This is a genomic window from Acinetobacter sp. BWR-L5 (assembly GCF_039655985.1).
Classification (GTDB): Bacteria; Pseudomonadota; Gammaproteobacteria; order Pseudomonadales; family Moraxellaceae; genus Acinetobacter; species Acinetobacter johnsonii.
This window is the reverse complement of record NZ_JAGFEV010000009.1, coordinates 94,379-117,382: the sequence shown is the minus strand read 5'-3', so window position 1 is coordinate 117,382 and position 23,004 is coordinate 94,379. Positions and strand designations below refer to the sequence as shown.

The 23,004-nt window shown below is 41.7% G+C and carries 19 protein-coding genes and 1 riboswitch; of the genes, 11 read left to right on the top strand and 8 right to left on the bottom strand.

The window, feature by feature from the left end:
• The first annotated feature begins 125 nt into the window (after window positions 1-125).
• Window positions 126-1,454: a Na+/H+ antiporter NhaC family protein gene (locus JZ787_RS15295; protein ID WP_346312754.1), complete on the top strand. Its 1,329-nt coding sequence runs from the start codon at window positions 126-128 to the stop codon at window positions 1,452-1,454.
• Window positions 1,455-1,506: 52 nt separating this feature from the next.
• On the opposite strand, the gene JZ787_RS15290 is transcribed toward JZ787_RS15295, so the two are convergent.
• Entirely contained in the window at window positions 1,507-2,529 is a 1,023-nt protein-coding gene (locus tag JZ787_RS15290) for an AraC family transcriptional regulator ligand-binding domain-containing protein (RefSeq protein ID WP_346312753.1), read from the bottom strand.
• Between the two features lie 135 nt (window positions 2,530-2,664).
• Between JZ787_RS15290 and JZ787_RS15285 the strand changes: the two genes are divergently transcribed.
• The gene (locus tag JZ787_RS15285) at window positions 2,665-3,540 is read left to right on the top strand and encodes a metal-dependent hydrolase (RefSeq protein WP_346312752.1); all 876 of its coding nucleotides are present in this window, start codon (window positions 2,665-2,667) and stop codon (window positions 3,538-3,540) included.
• Window positions 3,541-3,653: 113 nt separating this feature from the next.
• Entirely contained in the window at window positions 3,654-5,486 is a 1,833-nt protein-coding gene (locus JZ787_RS15280; protein ID WP_346312751.1) for a DUF3413 domain-containing protein, read from the top strand.
• Window positions 5,487-5,536: 50 nt separating this feature from the next.
• Here the strand turns inward: JZ787_RS15280 and JZ787_RS15275 are convergent, their stop codons facing one another.
• The 4 genes from JZ787_RS15275 to JZ787_RS15260 form a co-directional block, all read right to left on the bottom strand.
• Window positions 5,537-6,529 (bottom strand): DUF2804 domain-containing protein, encoded by a 993-nt coding sequence (locus JZ787_RS15275; protein WP_159153230.1) that lies wholly within the window; start codon window positions 6,527-6,529, stop codon window positions 5,537-5,539.
• A 156-nt stretch (window positions 6,530-6,685) separates the two neighbouring features.
• Window positions 6,686-7,204 carry a DUF1543 domain-containing protein gene (locus tag JZ787_RS15270; RefSeq protein ID WP_346312750.1) on the bottom strand — a complete coding sequence of 173 codons (519 nt, stop codon included), beginning with the start codon at window positions 7,202-7,204 and terminating at the stop codon, window positions 6,686-6,688.
• 513 nt (window positions 7,205-7,717) lie between these two features.
• Complete coding sequence (gene trpB / locus JZ787_RS15265; protein WP_346312749.1) at window positions 7,718-8,947, bottom strand: tryptophan synthase subunit beta; 1,230 nt, start codon at window positions 8,945-8,947, stop codon at window positions 7,718-7,720.
• On the bottom strand, window positions 8,931-9,572 hold the full coding sequence (locus JZ787_RS15260; protein WP_346312748.1) for a phosphoribosylanthranilate isomerase: 642 nt from the start codon (window positions 9,570-9,572) through the stop codon (window positions 8,931-8,933). Before JZ787_RS15260 ends, trpB begins: the two co-directional genes overlap by 17 nt.
• Before the next feature lie 143 nt (window positions 9,573-9,715).
• Window positions 9,716-9,923, top strand: a riboswitch (cobalamin riboswitch).
• A 34-nt stretch (window positions 9,924-9,957) separates the two neighbouring features.
• On the opposite strand from JZ787_RS15260, the gene JZ787_RS15255 reads away from it, so the two are divergent.
• The 7 genes from JZ787_RS15255 to JZ787_RS15225 all read left to right on the top strand — a co-directional run bounded on the left by JZ787_RS15255 (window position 9,958) and on the right by JZ787_RS15225 (window position 17,337).
• Entirely contained in the window at window positions 9,958-11,823 is a 1,866-nt protein-coding gene (locus JZ787_RS15255) for a TonB-dependent receptor (protein WP_151836105.1), read from the top strand.
• Window positions 11,824-11,923: 100 nt separating this feature from the next.
• Window positions 11,924-12,502, top strand: a complete 579-nt coding sequence (locus JZ787_RS15250) for a cob(I)yrinic acid a,c-diamide adenosyltransferase (protein WP_346312747.1) — start codon at window positions 11,924-11,926, stop codon at window positions 12,500-12,502.
• Between the two features lie 298 nt (window positions 12,503-12,800).
• A complete protein-coding gene (locus tag JZ787_RS15245; RefSeq protein ID WP_346312746.1) occupies window positions 12,801-13,523 on the top strand; it encodes a glycerophosphodiester phosphodiesterase in 723 nt (240 codons plus the stop codon).
• 278 nt (window positions 13,524-13,801) lie between these two features.
• Complete coding sequence (locus JZ787_RS15240; protein WP_058951655.1) at window positions 13,802-14,968, top strand: acyl-CoA desaturase; 1,167 nt, start codon at window positions 13,802-13,804, stop codon at window positions 14,966-14,968.
• 74 nt (window positions 14,969-15,042) lie between these two features.
• Window positions 15,043-15,372 (top strand): DHCW motif cupin fold protein, encoded by a 330-nt coding sequence (locus JZ787_RS15235; protein ID WP_346312745.1) that lies wholly within the window; start codon window positions 15,043-15,045, stop codon window positions 15,370-15,372.
• Between the two features lie 78 nt (window positions 15,373-15,450).
• Window positions 15,451-16,896: a protein adenylyltransferase SelO family protein gene (locus JZ787_RS15230; RefSeq protein ID WP_346312763.1), complete on the top strand. Its 1,446-nt coding sequence runs from the start codon at window positions 15,451-15,453 to the stop codon at window positions 16,894-16,896.
• 69 nt (window positions 16,897-16,965) lie between these two features.
• Window positions 16,966-17,337 carry an MmcQ/YjbR family DNA-binding protein gene (locus JZ787_RS15225; protein ID WP_346312744.1) on the top strand — a complete coding sequence of 124 codons (372 nt, stop codon included), beginning with the start codon at window positions 16,966-16,968 and terminating at the stop codon, window positions 17,335-17,337.
• A gap of 985 nt (window positions 17,338-18,322) precedes the next feature.
• Here JZ787_RS15225 and JZ787_RS15220 read toward each other — a convergent pair.
• The 3 genes from JZ787_RS15220 to baeS form a co-directional block, all read right to left on the bottom strand.
• Window positions 18,323-19,678: an amino acid permease gene (locus JZ787_RS15220; RefSeq protein ID WP_148825511.1), complete on the bottom strand. Its 1,356-nt coding sequence runs from the start codon at window positions 19,676-19,678 to the stop codon at window positions 18,323-18,325.
• Window positions 19,679-19,890: 212 nt separating this feature from the next.
• Window positions 19,891-20,577: a response regulator gene (locus JZ787_RS15215; RefSeq protein ID WP_004983596.1), complete on the bottom strand. Its 687-nt coding sequence runs from the start codon at window positions 20,575-20,577 to the stop codon at window positions 19,891-19,893.
• Window positions 20,578-20,596: 19 nt separating this feature from the next.
• Window positions 20,597-22,267 carry a sensor histidine kinase efflux regulator BaeS gene (baeS, locus tag JZ787_RS15210; protein ID WP_078388470.1) on the bottom strand — a complete coding sequence of 557 codons (1,671 nt, stop codon included), beginning with the start codon at window positions 22,265-22,267 and terminating at the stop codon, window positions 20,597-20,599.
• Window positions 22,268-22,386: 119 nt separating this feature from the next.
• Between baeS and JZ787_RS15205 the strand changes: the two genes are divergently transcribed.
• Window positions 22,387-23,004: a hypothetical protein gene (locus tag JZ787_RS15205; RefSeq protein ID WP_346312743.1), complete on the top strand. Its 618-nt coding sequence runs from the start codon at window positions 22,387-22,389 to the stop codon at window positions 23,002-23,004.

Genomic DNA, 23,004 nt, shown 5'->3' with positions numbered 1-23,004 from the left:
AGATAAACTTATTTTTATTTGCAAAAAAATGATAAAAATAGACGGCTTAGCTTTTACATTTAAAGTTTTATGAAATAGCAAAACCTGCATTATACTACGCACATTCTTTCATTTCCCTATCTCCTATGACCACCGATAACTCAGGTTTAGTGCAAGCACGTGCGCTTGCGCTGTTACCGCTTATTGTTTTTTTAGCCATTTTCTTAGGCAGTGGTATTTACCATTCTGTGATTGGAACCGAGTTTGCGTTCTATCAAATGAAAGCGCCTGTTGCGGCCATTCCTGCCATTATTTTGGCGGTGTTGATCTACCGCGGTGAGCTGAATCAAGGCATCGAAACCTTTCTGCGCGGTGCAAGTCACCCGAACCTCATCTTGATGTTCATGGTGTTCATGCTGGCAGGTGCATTTGCCAGTACCACCAGCGCCATTGGTAGTGTCGATGCCACAGTGCAAATGGGCTTGTCTGCGATTCCACCAGCCTTTGTGCTGCCCATGCTATTCATTATTTCAGCGTTCATTGCAACAGCAATGGGCACCTCGATGGGCACCATTGCTGCCTGTGCACCGATTGCCTTTGGTTTCTCTCAAGCCACCGATATTGCTGCGGTCTATGCCATAGGTGCGGTCGTGGGCGGTGCGATGTTTGGTGATAACCTGTCGATGATTTCGGATACCACCATTGCAGCCACCACCAGTCAAAACGTTCAGCTTCGAGACAAGTTTCGCGTCAATGTCTGGATTGCAGTACCTGCGGCTTTAATCACAATCGCGATTTATGTCTTTAGCATCCATCAAACCGAAACTATTCAATCCAAAGACTTTAATCCTTGGCTGGTGTTGCCCTATGTCGTGGTATTTTTCCTCGCCTTCAGTCGTTTACACGTGCTTGCGGTACTTACAGTCGGTGTAGTGCTCTCTGGGGTGATGGGACTGATTACACAGCCAGAATTTACCGTCATTCAACTCAACACAGCCATCTATGATGGTTTTGTCGGTATGTTTGAAGTCGCTTTACTGTCGATGTTCTTGGGCGGTCTTTCGACCATTATGCAAAAAGAAGGTGGTCTCGACTGGCTTATTCAACGCATTTACAGCCTCACCCGTTTATTTAAAGTTGGTCGTGAGCGCGCAGGTGAAATCGGATTGAGCTTTTTAGTAGTTTTCTCTAACATTTTTGTGGCCAACAACACTGTAGCGATTATTTTATCGGGCGATATGGCGCGTGAAGTCGCTAAAGAATATGGCGTAGACCCCAAACGTGCAGCCGCTTTGCTCGACATCTTTTCATGTGTTGTACAAGGGCTTATTCCCTATGGTGCACAACTTCTATTGGCCTGCTCAATTGCAAAGCTTTCACCAGTTGAACTCATCGGCAGCATTTACTACTGTTGGATACTGGCAATCTTTGCCATCCTTGCGATTGCGTTTCGTTTTCCACGACTGAAATCCTGATCATTGCATACATTTTAGCGCCTCTCCAAAGGCGCTTTTTTTATGCCAGCTGTTATTTCAGTTGTCGTTTTAACTGCAATAAGGTCTGTCCACTATGCTGTTTATAGGCACGTGCTAAAGCTGACTGCCCCGAATAGCCGAGTTGTAAGGCGATTTCAGTCAAACTCAAACCTTGTTGTAATAAATATTCACATCTCTTCATGCGCTCTGACTCAAGTACTCGCTTAAATGAACTATCCCAGTCTTGCAACTGGCGTTGTAAGGTTCGCGTTGACAGGTGTAATTCATTGGCAATCTGTTCAATTTTAGGGGCTTCCGCATGTGCCTTAAGATAATCGGCCACGGCGCTATGAATCTGTTGCAATACGCTCTCATAACGAGGCTTGAGGGCAATTGCTACCTCTGCTTGTTTCAGTAAAAGCTGCGTTAAAGAAGGATCAGCAAAGCCCGATTTTAAAGTCAAACTGTCCGCACTCATCACATAGGCATAGCAGGCTTGATTAAAGCTCACTTCACAGCCATAAAATTTTTGATAATGATACTGTGCCATCTGGGCTGGATGCGCCATTTGGATTTTTAAGAATTGTAATTGATCGGGGAAAATTTTCTTGGCCAAATGCACAATGGATGCCATGGTCATTTCATTCAGTGAAGCATATTTCTCATTGAGAAAAGGCCAAGTCAGCCAAATTTCATTGCCCCATTGCTGCATCTGCATGGGACTAACTTCTGCCCCATCAATCACCAAACGACTAAAGCGCATCACATAACTCAGTGCTTCAGCCACGCTATTACTGCGTGTGGCCATATAACCTAAAACACCAAAATGCTCAGGTTGAATAAATTTTGCCATCTCCATAATCAACTGAGGGCAATCCAACTGTTCTCGCGTCAGTTGTAAAATCGTTTGAAAGAATGAAAATGGCGATTGGGTATCGATTGGCAGTTGTAATACATGCTCCAGTTCATACTGATATTGCGCTAAAAAACCGAGTTGATGAAAATCAATTCCTTGCTCTATAAGATACATATTCCAGAGCTGAAAATAACCATTGGGGATTTGTAATTCTTGCATGACGGCCCACCCGCTATTTGACATGCGATATTTTCACATTGGCGTAAAATGTATAAAAAATGGCAATATCTGTCAAAACAAACTGCATTTTCTCCGACATACTGCAATCATCCAAGGCAAATGAAGTAAAACAAAATGAATGCCATTATTACAGCCCCTATTGAACCGATTGTGCGAACCCAACTTAATTTTAAGCTCGATGAAGTGCCCCGTTTTTGGTTTGGCGGTGACCCATTTCGGACGCGCATGTTCGATGCACTCAGCCTCACTTTCCCCGATGGAGAACGCTATTTTATTCAAAGCGTGCGTTTGTTTCGGGACCAAATTACAGACCCAAGCTTAGCTGCACGTGTAAGCGATTTTATTAAGCAGGAAGCACAGCATGGCATTGCCCATGACAAAATGAATCAAGTCATGCGAGAACAAGGCATGCCAGTCGATCAGTTTATTCAGCGTTTAAATAAAATTTTTAAATTTGAACTGAGTAAACGCTCACCTCAGTACAACATTGCCATGACGGCTGCGGCAGAGCATTTAACTGCACTGATGGCCGAGACTTTTTATAGCCATAAAGCCACGTTGGCTGAGGCTCATCCTTATGTGCGTGCTTTATTTGCATGGCATGCCATTGAAGAAATGGAACACCGTGATGTGGCGTTTGATGTGATGAAACAAGTCGGACATGTACCCGAAACAACGCGTCTATTTGCATTGGCCTTTACCACGGTGATGATGTTTGGTTTCACTACCTATCGTGCAGATGTCATGCTCAAGCATGATGGCTTTAGCCGTATTCAACGCTTGCAAATGATGCGTAAAGGACTGCCCTGGTTCTTTGGGAAAAAAGGGATACTGTCTCGGATGCGTGGTCAATATCTCGATTGGTTTAAGAAAGACTTTCATCCCAATCAACATCCTGTGATTGCACAGTACGATGTTTGGATGGACACCCTAGCAGAAAGTCATGACCCAATTTTAGCAGGTGAAGCTTTTTGGCAAGCTGGGAAATAATTCAGTAAGCGCAACAAATATACACTTTGGATGAGTTTAGGTATCATACGCCCATCTTAAAACATGGGCATATGAAGTTGAATTTGTATGTCCAATTACATCCGAAGTTAAAAATGTCGTTTAAATTCAAACTCCGCGTTCTTGGTTATCTGATCATGGTCAATGCAGTGATTTCGATGCTCATTGCTTGCAGATATTTCCTGTATTTATCTGAGTTTCCAACAGATTTACTGGGATTCAGTTTCTTATTTACTGGAACATTCTCGCACATGACTGTGCTTGCGTCCCTGATTGGCTTGATCTTGATTCCGAGCTTATTTCTACCCAATACGCTACGTCATATTACGCAAGCAAGTATTGCTAGCTTGGCACTCATTGCACTGATCATAGATACCTTTGTTTATGCACAGTACCGTTTCCACATCAATACTGTCATGTTGGAACTGGTGATGTCAGGTCAGGTTGTGAGTTTCTCACTCTCAACATGGCTGATGGTCATTGCTGCGATTACCTGTATTTTTGCGGCACAATTTTACTTCATTCGATTCTTAGAGAAAAAATTACCCACGTTTTCATGGAGCATTGGTAAAAAGTTTACAGGCTTAGTGTTTGTCACGTTACTTTTAAGTAATGGTATCCATGTTTGGGCAGCGGCACATGTGTATCAGCCTGTGACCATGACACAACGCTATTTACCAATGTTTTATCCGATGACCTCGAATAAAACCATGAAAAAATACGGCTGGATTGATGAAGAAGCCTTAGAAAAACAAAAGGCTATGTCTTTAGAACGTAAAAGTGACCTAAATTATCCGCTGACGCCGATTGTTGGAGAAGCTCCAAAGCAACCTACCAATATTATGTTTATCGTGATTGATTCTTGGCGTGCAGACACATTTAATGCAGACAACTCACCAAACCTGTGGAGTTATGCGCAGAACGGAAAGATTTTTAATCAACACTATTCAACAGGAAATGCCACACGCACAGGTATTTTCGGGATGTTCTATGGTATTCCTGGTACTTACTGGCACGGCATGATTGTGAACCGCCAAAGTCCAGTATTTATTGATCGTTTGCAAGCGCTAGATTATCAACTCGGTTTATTTGCTGCAGCCAAATTAACCAACCCTGAATTCCACGAAACCGCGTTTTCAAAAGTGCCTAATTTACGTATTGGTTCTTCTGGCAAAGTGGCGGGGGGTATAGATGAGGAATTAACGCAAGATTGGTTAAAGTGGTATGAAAAAAGAGATCGAAACAAACCGACCTTTTCATTTTTATTTTACGACTCCCCACACGGATACAGCTTCCCTAAAGACTATCCACACCAGTACAAACCTATGCTGGATGAAGTTAATTATCTCAAGTTAAGTAATGATTCTGATCGTTCATTAATGATGAATCGTTATAAAACCAGTGTGCACTACGTCGACAGCATTGTGAAACAGGTTTTAGATAAACTAAAAGAAACGGGTGATGCAGAAAACACATTGGTCATCATTACTGGCGACCACGGACAAGAGGTGAATGATAATCTTCAAAACTTCTGGGGACATAATGGTAACTTTACCGACCCTCAAGTCAAAGTTCCCTTTGCAATCATTGGTCCGAAGATTCAAGCTGATAAACTATGGAATAACCAAGTTTTAACTAGTCATCAAGATATTATTCCAACCCTCATGAAGAACTATTTGGGTGTGACCACAAAAATTCACGACTATTCAGTGGGTGAAGATTTGTTGGGACCACAAATTCAACGTGATTGGATTTTAACCTCAAGCTATAGTAAATATGGCATTGTTACCCCTAAAAACATCTTAGAAGTAGGGGCTGTTGGGCAGTTCGAAATCTTAGACAAAAAGAATCAGCCAATGTCAGATCAAGAGCCAAACTATGCTCATGTTCAAGCAGCATTGGAGCAAATTAGTCGCTTTAATAAATAAAGGCAAAAGAAAAACCGGCATGATGCCGGTTTTTTTTATCACAGGTCTTTTTACCACTTTGCATAGTGCTGTTCGAGCAGTCCATATTCATTTAGCAATACAATCTCTTGATCACCCTGCTGAATCGTACCGCTAATTTTGGCTTGCCACTGACTAAACTGACTGCCCACGAGACGCAAATTTAGATTTTCAAAACGGCGCCACCCCGTGGTCACTGTTAAATTTAAGCGTTCATCTAGCGAGCGAATGCTCCAACGCCCTTCTTCTTCCATTTGGAACAGAACATCACTCACGGTATAGAGCTTTCCATTCACCCACAGACAGTTTTCATTACCAAAACTTTCATTCACACCAGAGGCTAAATTCAGACCAATACGCTTACCCTGTGCATCCCAAAAACTGCAAGAAAGCCAAAACCAAGCTGTTTCTGGTCGGAGGAAACCACAGGTATCATCTAGCGCAGCCAAGGTCCGCTCATTAAACTGAATGATCTGCCCCGCTTTATTGGTAAAAAAACCCTCACACGCTAAGGTGGTCAGTTTCTGGGTATAAGTCCAACCATTAATCCCTGTTGGACTACACATACTCAATGGATCAGTACCTGCGCAGAAAATACGGGCGCTCAGCTTAATTTCACCATACTTGGTGACTTGAACATAGCGCACACCATTGGCATGCTGAATTTCAATTTGAAACGGTGAATTTGCAAACACACTCTGGTTATACAAAGGCTGTTCATCTAAAACGGTTTTACGCGCCAGAAAATTCACGGCGTTCCATTCAAGCACTTCATTTTTGAGATGATCATAAATATAAACGAAACCATGCCCAGCCCAAGCAATATCAGCAATCGCTAAACCAATGGTGTAGTGTTCATGTTGAATGCTACAAAACTTAAATTTCTTATATTTCAGCTTTTTCCGCCATCCCGTAAGTACTTCACCATATGGGGTTTTATACTGATACTTATTTAAATCAATGGTTTTTGGAAGTTCGCTAAACCGACCATAATGTGGTTGTCCGTTGGACTGAATCAAATCCATTGATGCTTTATCCTTAAGCAAAAGTTAATTAATATCCATAAGCATATTATGCCTATAATTTTAAAGGTGAAAAGTATTTAGTTTGTTTTTTCATCAAATTATTCACTAAACCTGCTTTTTCTTTTTAATACATCACTTAAAAAAATTAGGAATGATTCAAACTGAATTTAACATGAGATATGTATTTTCCCACGTGTTTGCATCAAACTCAGCTTCAACCAAAGCCACATAACGCCCATGTACACAATCAATCGCAATACAGTCATCGACGTCTAAAACACGGTCAGTATGTTGCTTTTGCCACTTTTGATCAAAGTATTGTTTGCCAAGTTGCTTGGCTTCTGCTGCATGCGAGGCAACGACCAGCACATAGCGATGTAACTCACCAAATTCACGTGTGTCATAGCCACCTAAATTTATTAACCACAGTTTTTCATCCTCTGCTTGGGGTTGGGCATCACTAAACTGTATTTGGTATTTTTTCCCTCGACATTCAATACCATTCACTTGCATCCAAGCATCAATATGTAAGCCTTTTTGTTCACCAAACCATGCATTTTTAAGTTGCGGGTAACTCTCTTCTAAACTGTCAGCGACTGCAAATACAACATCATGGACTTCGGTATTGGCGCGGGCATGACGACCACCAAGCATGACCATAAATAGGCTGGGCATTCTATTTCCTTTCTTTTGATACATTTTTTACAGCTAACATGCGACTCACTGAAACGTCATTCGCAATTGTTCGAGCTAGACCATCCTTCGAGAGAAATGTTTTTGCAACGATATTAATCACATGAAAGTATAGGACGAGTTTTGCGAATGACAATGCCTTTGGTTACTTTGGGCTTATCCAAAGTAACATTATGAACTCCTTACATTTGAGGTGTAAGCAGCCAAGACTCCGTCAAAATGCAGCTAACGTGACATGACCAGTAAGATAGATTTGACCAGAGTTTTCATTAGGAGGAAATATCTTACTTTTGTTTCGGCAAAAGTAACAAAACCATCTTGTTGAGCGGACATTACATCCCTGTAAAGCTACTCAACGGGCAACATCCATGTCGCCTTCACTTATTCATGTTTTTGATAAACGTCTATTTCAAAAAAATCGTGCTGAATTACTTCAGCACGATTTTCATATTGTATAACCTTCTCCACAGAGAGAAGCTTCACACCAGAGGAAAATTACATCTCAACCATTTCCACGCCATCAATACGTGCCACAGTCATCAAATCTTTATCACCACGACCTGAAACAGTCGCAATAATAATTTGGTCTTTAGACATCGTTGGCGCAAGTTTAGTCACATAGGCCATGGCATGAGAGCTTTCCAGTGCTGGAATAATCCCTTCAATCTGGGTTAAATCACGGAAACCTTGTAAAGCTTCGTTGTCATTGATCGGCACATATTCAACACGATGCATATCTTTTAAGAAACTATGCTCAGGGCCTACACCTGGATAATCTAAACCTGCTGAAATCGAATGGGTTTCAATGATTTGACCTTGTTCATCCGACATTAAATACGTACGGTTACCGTGTAAAACACCAACATGACCTGCATTTAACGGTGCAGAATGTTTACCTGTTTCAATACCATATCCCGCCGCTTCAACACCATACATTTTCACATCTGGGTCATTTAAGAATGGATAGAACAAGCCCATTGCATTTGAACCACCACCTACACATGCTACCAAGGCATCAGGTAAACGCCCTGCTTGTTCCTGAATTTGTTTGCGAGCTTCACGACCAATAATTGACTGGAAATCACGAACCAATTGAGGATATGGGTGCGGGCCTGCAACTGTACCAATCACATAGTAAGTTGAATCAACATTGGTCACCCAATCACGCATTGCTTCGTTCATGGCATCTTTCAATGTTTTAGAGCCACTTTCCACAGGCACAACGGTCGCACCGAGTAAACGCATACGATAGACATTCATGGCTTGACGTTTCACGTCTTCTGCACCCATGAATACCACACATTCAAGCCCTAAACGCGCTGCAATTGTCGCTGTTGCTACACCATGCTGACCTGCACCTGTTTCAGCAATAATTCGTTTTTTACCCGAAAGTTTAGCCAGTAAAGCCTGACCAATCGTGTTATTCACTTTATGCGAGCCTGTATGATTGAGGTCTTCACGTTTTAAGTAAATTTGCGCACCACCCAATTCTTTCGACCATCGCTCAGCATAATATAAAGGACTAGGACGACCTACATAATAGGCGAGGTCACGGTCGAATTCTGCCAGAAACTGCTCATCATCCTTCATACGGAAATAGAGCTTTTCTAAGTCTTCTAATGCTGCCATTAGAGTTTCTGACACAAAACGTCCGCCATGGATACCAAAATGCCCACGTTCATCTGGGTATTGGGTATAGTCAATCACATTACTTTGCTGATCCACGATGGACTCCTTGCATGAAGTTTTCTATAAGTTGTTGGTCTTTTATACCTTTAGCGGATTCGACGCCTCCGCTGACATCTACAGCATAAGCCCCAGTCGTCTTTATAGCGTCTTCAACATTAGTTGGGGTTAAACCACCAGCTAAAATTAAAGGAATATCGAGCTTGGGGAATTGTGACCAGTCAAAACTGTGTCCTGTTCCCCCTTTCAGTTCAGGATGCCATGCATCTAACAGTACTGCGCTTGCCCCTGCCTGTTGAAAGCGTTGAACTTCTGCAACCACATCCAGTTCAGGTTTCACTTGAATGGCTTTATACCAACGACGTCCTACTTGTGCCGCAATCGCCTGACAGTCTTCTGGTGTTTCATCACCATGAAACTGAATGATATCGAGTGCCACTTGTTTTAACACATCGGCAATGTCATCCGCAGTGGCATTCACAAAAAGCCCAACAGTTTGCACATAGGCAGGCACATGTCGAATCAATTCTTTAGCTTGAGCGGCACTGACATGGCGTGGACTAGGCGGGAAAAATACAAAACCAATTGCATCAGCCCCGGCATTGACCACAGCTTGAATATCTTGGCTACGGGTAATTCCACAAATTTTGGCACGGGTTCGCATAGGTTATGACTCTGGCTCAACCCTATTTATAGCTGATCTATAAATAACAGGGCGAATCATTGTAATGCAATTTTTTCACCTTGCGTAAAGTTCATCCTGAAAAATCTTTACATAGATTGTTTAATTCACATACAAACCTTATACTTCGCCCAAATGCAATAAGTCTAAGCACTATGCTTTAGGGAAGTTGGTGAGAGTCCAACACTGCCCCCGCAACGGTAAAACGAAACGTATATCTTTATAAGTGTTTGCACTTACATCACTGCACTCGTGTGGGAAGATGGATATACCAATATTGTTCGCAATATTTATATTTAAGTCCGGAGACCTGCTTATTGCGCCATTTAACTCAATCATTCACGGGGGGTGAATGTATGGAGCCAGCATGCCAAATTTATTTCAGCCTACAGCTTTAGTGGGCGCAATCGCTATTGCGATGGGTTTCTCCGCAACAGCATCTGCACAAGACAGTGTTAATGCATCTTTAGACACATTGGTTGTAACAGCAACACGTTCTGAAGAAAAGGTTAAAGACGTACCAGCACGTATTACTGTGATTTCAAAAAGTGAAATCGAAAAAAATCCAGCTCTTAACTTATCAGATTTAATTCAACGTGATCCTTCTGTTTTTGTCAAACAAAGTGGTGGAATAGGTCAGATCACGGAAATTTCAATTCGTGGAACTAGACCAAATCACACTCTCATATTAAAAGATGGCGCTCGTCTAAATAGCCAAAACCACCTTGCTGCAATTTATCCATCATTTCTTGATTCATCCGATCTTGAACAGATAGAAATTCTTAAAGGTCCAGCCTCTGTACAATATGGAACAGATGCAATTGGCGGAGTGGTTCAAATGATAACCTCAACTCCAACAAAAAATAGCGGTTTTATTACAGGTATCTATGGGGAAAACAATACCTATAAAGCTATTGCAGGAGCTGACCTGACTCAAGATAGTTTTTATGCACAAATTAGAGGACAGCGCTTAGAAAGTGATGGAACACGAGTTCTAGATAATCAAAGCAAAGATCAAAAAGCTGCTTATGATCAGAAAGGTTATAGTGCGAAAGTAGGTTACGACAATAAAAAGAATATTAAAACTGACCTATCAATCAGTCAAAATGAAGGGCTAAGTCAATTCTACAATTACATGACTAGCAAAAATAATGCAGAGCGTATATTTGAGAACCGCCTGATTAATTCAAGCATTCAATATGGTTTTGCTGAAAATCTTACATTATCTGCACGTTATTCAAACTTCATTGATAGTCAACAAGTGAAAGATAATGATCCAGACCACTTTGATACGGAAAACAATGAAGGTGATCTGAACTTAAACTGGAATGTAAACTCTAAGAATAATTTACTTGCAGGTGTAACTTATCTAAAATCAGACTTTAAAAGTAATGATGTAAAAGATAAAAAGCAAAGTATCGATTCTACAGGTTATTATGTTCAGCATCAGTATCAGACAGATAAGCTGAATACTCAGCTTGGTATTCGTACTGAAGATAATGAACAATTTGGTACACATACCGTTGGTCAGGGCGCTGTTCGTTATCAAATATTATCTGAAACAAGTGTTTATGCCAATATTGGATCAGCATTTAAAGCACCATCCCTAACAGAACTCTACTACTTCTCCGAAGGTCCATACGGAAATACCTATGGTAATCCTGATCTAAAACCAGAAGAAAGTATTTCCTATGAAATAGGTGTAGATCAAAGAATTGGGCAAAACCTAAATGCCTTTTTATCTGCTTACCATACTGAAGTAAAAAATTTAATCAGCTATAAATACTCAAGCCCTAACTCAACGTATATCAACATCGATAAAGCTGAAATTAATGGCGGTGAGCTTGGTCTTAAATGGGAAAAAGATGACTTATTTCTGACCACAGAATATGCCTATGCTGATTCAAAAGATAAAAAGACTGATCTGAGAATCGCATATAAGCCCAAACAGACTCTCACTTTAACGACTGGACTTGAAAATTCGATTTATGGAATCAGTGCCTCACTTATTGCACGTTCTGATATTTATGCAGATACTGCCAATAAAGTTAAAGCTCCTGGTTATGCAACCGTTGATTTAAACATGTACTGGAATATCAATCCTAATATTAAAGTGTTTAGCAACATTGAAAATATGGGCGATGTAGAATATAGAACCGCTGATAACTTTGGCGATGGTTGGTATGTCAACGGGGGACGTCAAGCCTCTGTAGGAGTCACTTTCCGTTATTAATTTAATGTAAATACTCAAAAAACAATTTAAAACAGCGCAGTTTATGGATAATGTTTTGACCGACATTATCCTTTTTTTCATTCTTTAGGCAGGACAAATTATGGGCCACCGTTTAAGTAAAATTTATACTCGTACTGGCGACTCAGGCACCACAGGTTTGGGTGATGGATCACGTGTGACTAAAGATGATCTAAGAATTACCGCACTTGGTGATGTGGATGAACTTAATTCAACAATTGGCGTACTTCGTGCTCAAATTACTGAAAGTCAAATCACGGACAAAGCCACATGGGATAAAAGCTTAAGCCTCATCCAGCACTGGCTTTTCGACTTAGGCGGTGAAGTGTGTATTCCAAATTATCATTTGCTCCAGCCTGTTTGTATTGAGTTTCTTGAACAAGAAATTGACCGTATGAATGAAAACTTACCGATGCTGAAAGAGTTTATTCTCCCTTCAGGTTCTTTAGCATGTAGCTATGCACATCAAGCACGAGCGGTATGTCGCCGAGCTGAACGTAGTTTAATGTCGGTGCACACTCGTGATCAAAATATTCAAAGCACCGCACTACAGTTACTCAACCGCCTATCGGATTGGCTTTTTGTTGCATCGCGTGCTTTACAGCGTGCTGAAGGTGGATCGGAAGTACTTTGGCAAAAAAATATTAATGAAACCATTTAAACCATTCTAAGTATTTAAAACGAAATAGATTTTCAGAGTCTTGCAGTGATCAATTCACTGCAAGACTTTTTGATGTTCTTTTTCTTTTGGGAAAAGCAATCAAAACCATTTTCCAATCGTAAAACTCTTCAAATATCATCACTTATCGTGAATATAAACATTTCATTCAAATTCAGTTCTATCTCAAACCATTACGAATCACATTTACGCATATCTGATATCTCCACCTTAGAATCTATCCCCAATCCGATGTTTTTAGCGCTACAATCACGCAAAAGACGTATAGATTAGGTTCAATATGAGAATCATCGGACATCGTGGTGCACGTGGTGAAGCCCCAGAAAATACACTCGGCGGTTTTCAATATATTCATGATCTAGGCATACGTGCAGTCGAATTTGATGTTCGTCAGCTCAAAGACTATGAGCTGATCATTATGCATGATGACAACATGCTCCGAACCACCGGTATCGACCAAGCGCTCTACCCATTAAACAGCACACAACTCGATACCTATAATCAAGCGCATATTTGGTTAGACTGGGAAAAGCAAAATACGCCAACATTGCGACAAGCCCTCCAGATCATGCAGGACTTCGAACATCTTGAAGTTGAAGTCAAAGCCGTGCAAACACAAGCTGAAGCGGAGCGACTGACACAACATCTCACACATCAACTTAAAGGCTTTGAACACAGTGCGGTCATCACCAGTTTTGATCTTAAAATCCTACAAGCACTCCAAGATCAACACTCAGCATTTAAACGTGGCTTATTAATTGAAGACGATATTCAACATCTTGCGATTGAACAAGCGCTCAAATACGACTGTTGCCAAATCGGCTGGATGAACCAACTCGCAACCGATGACTTGTTAAAAGCCACACAACAAGCAAATTTAGCCATTAGTGTTTGGACAGTGAACGATATAGAACGCGCCAAACATTTACGTGACTGCGGCATCGATGGATTAATTACCGATTTTCCTAAAATGATGCTACAACATTTGACAGATGTGCATTGAACAAGCGCCAAAGATTGACTTGATTTTTACATGAGCAGTGGCACTGAAAATATTGATTTTTCATATTGATCGCTCTGCTACGATAAAGCCTAGAAATGCTTCGATAATTTCGATATCTAAACATTCGTATTCTGTTACTGTTTAGTACAATACATCTGTACAATAATGCTAGTGAACCAAGGTTCGCTCATGCTAATATGCTGTAGTTTAATCCATGCAAAAAGTAATGGATTGACCTTCCATTTATACCTCCCAAGGTTTCAGGAGTGCTGTTGGAGATGAATGCTCCCCTACCCAAAGCCCCATTTAACTGGGTTGCAATTTTTGCATTGGTTTTTCTTCCAATTGTGGCTGTGATTGCAATTCCATTATATGCCTTTCAGCATGATTTCAGCTTAGCCGCTTGGATCAGTATGTTTGTATTACTGGGTGTTAGTAGCTTAGGTATTACCGCTGGCTATCACCGCTTATGGGCACACCGTGCTTATGAAGCAAGCTTACCTTTAAAAATCATTTTGATGATTATGGGTACCTTTGCCGTGCAAAACAGTATTTTATTTTGGAGTTCAGGTCACCGTACCCACCACCGCCATGTCGATGATATCGAGAAAGATCCGTACTCGATTAACAATGGTTTTTGGTATGCGCACATGGGGTGGATGCTTCGTGATTATCCATCAGCAGAACCTGATTTTAAAAATGCACCCGATTTACTGAATGACAAATTGGTGATGTTCCAACACAAATACTATGTTCCTTTAGTGATCATCGTCCACACTGGTATTTTATTACCGATTGGTTGGGCTGTAGGCGACTTATGGGGCGTGTTATTGTTGGGCGGATTAATGCGTTTAATTCTCAGCCACCACGTCACGTTCTTCATTAACTCTTTATGCCACATGTGGGGCAAACGTCCATATACAGACGAAAATACCGCACGTGACAACTTCTGGTTAGCTATTGCCACTTGGGGTGAGGGTTATCATAACTACCACCACATTTTCCAATACGACTATCGTAACGGGGTGAAATGGTGGCAGTATGACCCAACTAAATGGTTGATTTGGTCATGCTCAAAACTTGGTTTAGCTAAAAACTTACGTCGTATTCCGAGCTTTAATATTAAAAAAGCTGAACTTGCGATGAAGTTTAAATACGCTGAACAAGACTTAGAAGTTCATGGTCTGAATGTCAGTGATGACATTAGTTCCGCGAAAGCTCGTATTGCACAAGAGTATGATGCTTTTACCCAAACCTTAAATGACTGGGCAAAATTGAAAGAACAAGAAATTCAAGCCAAGAAAACGGCTGTGGCAGAAAAAATCCATCAAATGGATGAGAAGCTCAAAATTGAATTTCAATTGGTTGAACAGCGCTTAGGTCATCACCGTCAAACCTTGACCACACTGATGCGTAGCATCAAAAAAGCCCCTGTTTCACAATAACTAATATCTGAATTCACCATTCCAAAAAAAGCTCCGCAAGGGGCTTTTTTTAGCAGTTCATAAAGGATAACAACATGGATATTAACAACATTCCTTTCGGTATCACCAACTGGGCCGAGATACCAACCACCCGCCATACAGGTGATCAAGGTTATGCCCTATGGCGTACTCAGCAATTTGATGCGATTCGCGTGCGTATGGTGGAGTATTCTGAGAACTATTTGGCCGACCACTGGTGTTTTAAAGGACATATTCTGTTGTGCTTAGAAGGTGAACTACACACCGAACTAGATGATGGTCGTAGCTTTACCCTCACGACTGGCATGAGTTACCAAGTTGCGGATCAAGCCGAAGCCCATCGCTCGTCCACCTCAAAAGGTGCCAAACTGTTTATAGTTGACTAAAACAGTTGGATATATGTCTTAACACTAAAACTTTGCTATATTGATAGGGTCATGGCTTATCCCTTGTGGTCCTTCACTATGCAGTTCAATTCACGCTATTCTCTCCTTCCGTCAAAACTTTATCACCATCAACAGCCCCTGCCACTAAAAGGCGCAAAAGCAGGTCACTTCAATGCAGCCTTGGCAGAACAGTTGCAATGGTCTGAAGCCGACAAACAGTCTTGGGTAGAGATTTGTAGCGGACAAAAAACCTTTAGTGAATTTGAACCATTGGCAATGGTCTATGCAGGACATCAATTTGGTCAGTGGGCAGGACAGCTCGGTGATGGTCGGGGTTTATTGATCGCACAAATCCTCGATCAACATGGGCAAACCATTGACCTGCATTTAAAGGGTGCAGGTTCTACTCCTTATTCTCGAATGGGAGATGGTCGTGCGGTACTTCGCTCCGTCATTCGTGAGTATTTGGCTGGACATGCGCTGAATAGTTTAGGTGTCGCATCAAGTAATGCTGTTGGCTTTACCTCATCGGCTCAAGGCGTGCAGCGAGAAAAATTGGAACTCGGTGCCATGATGTTACGTACATCAGACTGTCATATTCGCTTGGGACATTTTGAGTGGATCAACCAGTACCAACCTGATTTACTCGACGAATTTACCCAAAAATGCATCGAATGGCATTACCCTGAGTGTTTAGAGGCAGAGCAACCCATTTTGGCATTTGCAAGCCAAGTGATTCAACGGACTGCGATAATGATTGCCAAATGGCAACTGGTCGGTTTCGCACATGGAGTAATGAATACCGATAATTTAAACATTACAGGTTCAACCCTCGATTTTGGCCCTTATGGCTTTATGGAACGCTTCCGTCCGAATTGGATTAACAATCATTCCGACTACCAAGGCCGCTATACCTATCAGCAGCAGCCGAGCATTGGACACTGGAACTTATGGACATGGTTGAATAACCTCATTCCGCTTTGTCCTCAAGACTATGACAAAGAACAATGGAAGCAAGACCTTGCCGATTGCCTAGAGCACTATGAACCCACGTTCTTGGAGCACTACAAACTGGGTTTAAGTCAGAAAATGGGCTTACCTCATTTCCACACGGACAGTTTTGACTGTGCCATGACCTTCTTACGGATTCTACAAACTGAACAGCTCGACTACACACAAAGCTTTACGCGTTTGCAAGAGCAGCAATATGAAATGATTAAAGATGACTGCCTTGACCGTCGTCAATTTGAAAGTTTCCTCGCGCAATATGAACAGATTCGTGCAAATCAAGACACAACAGCACTCGATGCAGCCATGCAACAAGCCAACCCTGTTTATATCCTACGCAATCACATGGCACAAAAAGCGATTGAACTGGCTGAGCGGAATGATTTCTCAGAAGTCGAACGCTTATTTGACCTGCTTAACCACCCATTTGAGCGAAATGTAGCACTAGAGAAAGCGGAAGATTTAGCACCTTTGCCAACGGATGTTCCTGAGGTAATGGTGAGTTGTTCATCTTAAGCGTTTGGCTTAAACTGTGGATAAATTAAACAATATCCACAGGGCTTCGCCCACTGAGTGATGATCACCATGTCCTTACACCTTATTGCTGCAAAAGCTGCACTTGCCCTGCCAGAAGTGACGTGTAGTCAGCCCTTTGGTGAAGGCTGTGATGTCTATAAAGTCATGGATAAAATGTTTTTGCTCAATTCATCTTTAAGTGGGGCAGCTTTAAGTAACTTAAAAGTTACGCCTGACCACGGCGCGATGTTACGTGATATTTATCCGTATATTCATGCAGGTTGGCATATGAATAAAAAGCATTGGATTTCAATTTATGAGCATGAAAACTTAGATTCGGATTTAGTCATTGATCTAGTACATAGCTCTTATGAACTCGTGGTATCCAAGCTGAATAAACGACAAAGACAGCGAATCGCTGCGCTTAAAGCCATCACCTAAATATGTATTGAATGAAAAAGATTTTTAATTACGCCTATTACATGTTCTAAAGCGCAACCCTATCACTGCATCAAACAGGTCATGGATTTGAAGGTATATTGTCTCGGCTAAACAGTTTTTCAACGTTTTCTACGTATTGCCCATTTGGAACCCAAATTTTGAAAAGAAAAGCGAAATGAGGCATTCATAGATGATAAAAAAAGCCCGACATCCTGTCGGGCTTTTTCGTATTGGTTAGCTAGGTATAACTCCTGTTGTACCTCACATCCTAGTGTTGAACTTATCATTTTTGTTTTATGTTTTGGAACTTCCTGTTCTCTATGACTGCATCATATAAAAAATCTTGGGACTGACCTAGACGCAATCGACTTGAATAGTTGTAAGCCAAAACGTACATGGAAAAATAAGCTTAATTAGACTTACCCCCAAAATTATCCGCAGAAATTGTGGATAGTTTTCAGGATAACCGAAGCTAAACCTGACTCCTTAAAATAAATTTTTGCGTGATTTAAAACCAACTTTATAGCCCACTGCTTCAATCTGTCGGAAATACAAGCACTCTTTTCTCAATTTTGCCTATTTAATTATCTACACAGACCAATCTGAAAAGATGGAGTATGCAAGTCGCTCACTCTCCACTCAAGTTAATCAGAAAGTCAGGGTGAACTCGTACAAAGACAGGCTGAGAATCAGTAAAGTCTTAGTCATTTTCATATTCAGTTGCTTATTTAAATGTATTGTCGAAAAGTTTGGACACTATCTTATAGTCCAACCCTAAGTAACATGCTCATGACTAGCAGAATGCTTCGCTGATATGAATATCGGCTCATCGACTTTATCTAAAACAAAACGTAAAAGTAAAAAGACAAACTAAAACATTATTTAAAATGCTTATAACTTCCCCATGAACCAGAACCCGAAATGATCAAAAGCCCAATAAAAAAAGGACTCCATATGAGTCCTTTTCAACATCATCACCTGCGCTTTAGCTCTTCTTCGCCTTCAATGTTTTAAATAAAACAAATAACACGAGGATCCACACAGGAAGCATCAACACGGAAAGCATAAAACCTTGATTCCACATGATATATAAAATCATCAGCATAAATACTAAAACAAAATAATTGCTAAACGGTGCAAATAACGCTGGAAACTTGGTTTGAATACCCTGTTTTTTCATACTCTGTCTAAATTTAAGATGGATCAAACTGATCATCATCCAATTCAACACCGCAGCACTGACCACAATATAAATCAGATAACTGAGCGCTTTTTCAGGCAAGAAGTAATTTAGCAGCACACACCCAAAAATCAGTAAGGCTGAAAATAAAACCGCCGCAATCGGTGTCCCTTGTCGATTAACCTGCTTAAAAACTTGCGGGGCATTGCCCTGTTCGGCCAGACCTAATAGCATGCGACTATTGGCATACATCCCACTATTACAAACAGAAACCGATGCCGTCAGAATAATAAAATTGAGTAAATGCGCTGCCCAATCAATGCCTATTTGCTTAAAAATCAGTACGAATGGGCTTTTATCTAAGCCCCCCAAATCCAATTGATTCCAAGGCACCAGAGACAAAAGAATCGCCAGCGAGCAAATATAGAATAGGAAAACCCGAATCACCGTTTGATTGACGGCTTTTGGAATGTTCTTTTCAGGATCTTCGGTTTCCGCAGCCGCCATACTGATCAACTCAATACCGCCAAAGGCAAACATCATAAAGGCCAGCATATAAAACAAGCCTTCAAAGCCATGTGGGAAAAACCCACCATGTACCCATAAGTTCGTGACAGATGCAGTTGAACCGACATCAGCCGTCAACAACAGATAAATCCCGAAGATGATCATGGCGATAATCGCCACAACTTTAATCATCGACAGCCAAAACTCAGACTCCGCATACAGTTTGACATTGGCAAGATTGGCCAGTGTGATCACCACAAAAAACACCAGCACCGAGACCCACGCAGGAATATGTGGCCACCAGTAATTCACATATTTACCAATCGCGGTCAGCTCAGTCATCACCACTAAGATGTACAGCACCCAGTAGTTCCAGCCCGTTAAAAAGCCTGAAAACCGCCCCCAATATTTAAAGGCAAAGTAGCTGAATGAACCCGTCACTGGCTCATGCACAATCATTTCACCGAGCTGACGCATAATTAAAAATGCAATCAAACCGCCAATCATATAACCCAAAATAATCGAAGGGCCAGCAGATTCAATAATATGTGCTGAACCTAAGAACAGCCCTGTGCCAATTGCACCCCCCATGGCGATCAATTGAATATGGCGGTTCTTTAAACGGCGCTGAAGTTTAGGCGTCTCGCTGCTCAAAACACATGCTCATCTGATAAAAAAATGAATTGTACCGCTTGCACAGACGATCAACCAGTCTTGTCCTTTTAAATTGCAGATTGCTCGGTTTCATTTCACCAGTTGGAGATTTAAGCAAACTGCTGATTTTGATTGCTGCCTTTGCTTTAATTCCATAAAAAAAGCGGATAGCCCAAGGCTGATCCGCTTCTTCTATCGTTCAGTAAACTGCATTAATCTTCAGGATATTCAAAACGGTAGCCTACACCATATACCGCCTGAACCCATTCATGACGGTTGCCTGTTTCAGCTGCATCCGAAATCTTACGACGTAAGTTCTTAATATGGCTATCAATCACACGGTCAGCTACTTCAAAACTGTCTGGGTTGATATGATCTAGTAACTGTGCACGTGAATACACTTGCCCCACATGCTCTAAAAACAACTCCAGTAAACGAAACTCGGTCGGCGTTAGGTTTAAAGGCTTTTGTTGATACCAAATGCGTTGCTGCGCCTTATCCATACGGAACAAAGACTGATCTTCGGGCTCAGCCTTACGCTCTAAACGACGTAACACGGCTTGCACACGTGCCACCAATTCTTTCGGGCTAAAGGGTTTACACACATAGTCATCTGCCCCCATGTTCAAGCCAAGCACGCGGTCAATTTCTTCCGTACGTGCAGTGACCATAATGATCGGCAAATCCGACTGTTCACGGACTTTACGGCAAATGGTCAAGCCATCCATACGCGGCACCATCAAGTCTAAAATCATCAGACTCGGCTTACGCTGCGTAAAGCTATCAAATGCATCCTGACCATCGTGAAACATACTGACTTCAAAGCCCGCTGCTTCAAGATAATCGCGGACCAATTGTGCAAGTTCTACTTCATCTTCAACCAGCATAATATGTTTCATACATACTTCCTTTTGTGTTTCATTTTTTTGGGAACGTTAACTTGCAACGTAAACCACCCAAAGGCGAATGATCAAAACTCAATTCGCCGCCTAAAGCCTGCGCCAGTTTAGCCGATAAAGCCAAACCTAAACCTGTACCACCTGTGCTACGGGTACGCGAATCATCGACTCGGTAGAAACGCTCACCGAGTCGTGCCAGTTGCTCATCACTTAAACCATATGGACTGTCATCAACATACACCGTCCAATCAGTTGCGGACTGTTCCGTATGGACTCGAACCTGACCACCCGCTTCGGTATAACGAATGCTATTGCCCAACAAATTGACCATGATTTGCTTAAAGCGGTCAATATCAAGTTGTAACTCGGCGCCCTCACCTTCGACACTGATGCTTAAATGGGCCTGTTCAAATTTAGGCTTAAAGTTTTCCACTTCTTGCTCAATCACCGCCCACGGGTTCACGGTTGCAAAGTAACAGTTTAATTGCTGTGCTTCCGCTTGTGCCAAATCGGCCAAGTCATGCGTGAGTTTTTTCAAACTGGTGACTTGGCGTAACATCGATTCAAAATGCTCAGGGGTTGGTTTTCGAATACCGTCTTGCATTGCTTCGATCTGCGCTTGTAATACCGCCAACGGCGTTTTCAACTCATGTGAAGTATCTGACACCCATTGACGACGTGAAATTTCATGCTGATCTAAAATCACCGCCAGTTGGTTCAGTTCATTGGATAAATCACCTAGCTCATCGTTTCGATTCACTTTAACTTGATGCTGAAAATTACCCTTGGTTAATTCACGCGTACCATTCAATAAACGTTGAATTGGCGTCTTAAAATAAGTCGCAAGTAACAGTGCAGCAATTAAACTAGCAAAAACGGTTAAACCATAGACCAGCAATAAATAACGTTTTTGGTTACTAAAGAAGTTGATACTCAACGCATCATCTTGATCGAGAACTGGTTTCAGCCCCAAGTAGCCCACCACTTGGTTATTCACTACAATAGGACGGAAAGAAACTTGATCATCCGAAGGTTCACCGACCACGAACTGACGCTGCGTATCGTATAAAGACAAACGCGAGCTAAGACCCAAACGGTCAGGCGTGGAAATAAACTGTTTTTTGCCTGTGTTTTGTTTGCTCTCTTGTTCAATCTCTTCTTTTTTACGATCTGGGCGGAACACATTTTGATTGGCGCTGAGCGGGAACTTTAAACCTTCAAAGGGTTGAAACTCAGAAGGTAAGTTTTCCTCCAAAGCTTGCAGTTCTTGTTCGGTTAAAATCTGCTTTTCATGTTTGACTTCAGTGGTAGAAACATCACTGAGTAAGGTTTTGGTATTTTCTTTAAAATAACGCTGTTGCAGAGCAATATCGTACTGGCGGCGCAACCACCAACGAGAGAGACGGTCATAATCATCTGGCGCGGCATGTCCTTCAATCTGCAAAATTTGCGCTTGAATAGCATTGCCCCAGTCATGATAAGTGCTATAAACGCCAGCCAAGTTATCAATCAGATGATCGAGCTTTTGCATTTCCACGTCCGCCACATATTTGGCAAAATTCTTTTGCATCGTCCAATGCAACACACCTAAACTCACCGTGGTAATCACCAAAGTGGTTAGCAATACAGTGAGGAATAAGCGTAAAGCAATCGGTACGCGGCGAATCTTCAAAAGCAATCTCTCGGTCATTCTTTTGCCTTGTTATTGTATAGAACACTGCACCAAAAAACTCTCCATTGTTTCTACATCTTTATTATTTAATCTTTAATCATCCAAAATCACATGCTCTTGTATGGGGGAGTTGTAGAATGAATAAGATGACAAAATTGGCTTTAGCCACTGCCAGCGTTTTATCTGTAGGTGCGTTGACAGCCTGTCAATCTACCCAAGCACCGAAAGATATGGAGCAGTCGCAACATATGCATGGTCATTATCAAAAAGACCGTCACATGACACCTGAACAACGCGAACAATTTGAAAAAATGCGTACTGAACGCAAGCAAGTCATGCAAGACATTAAAAAAGCCTGCGATGGCAAAGCGGTGGGGTCAGCAGTCCAAGTCAAAGCAGGTGAACAAACGCTAGATGGCACATGTGCGATTTCGTTTAAACCGAACCGTGATGAAATGAAACGTGGTGAACATCGCCCAATGCGTGGCGATCAAGCCGATCGTGGTGAGTTCCGTGGCATGCATATGCAACGCGGCGAACCGCTAACCGATGCGAAACGTGCTGAGTTAACTCAGCAATACGATCAACGTTTAGCTGAACGTCAAGCGCGCCAACAAGCTGCGACCAAAGCCTGCCAAGGTCAAACCGATGGTAAAGTCGTGCAGTTAAAAGTTGGCACACAAACAGTAGATGGCAAATGTATCGTTCACTTCCAGCCTAAAGCCCCTGTTTCAGCACCGAATAAGGCTGCTTAA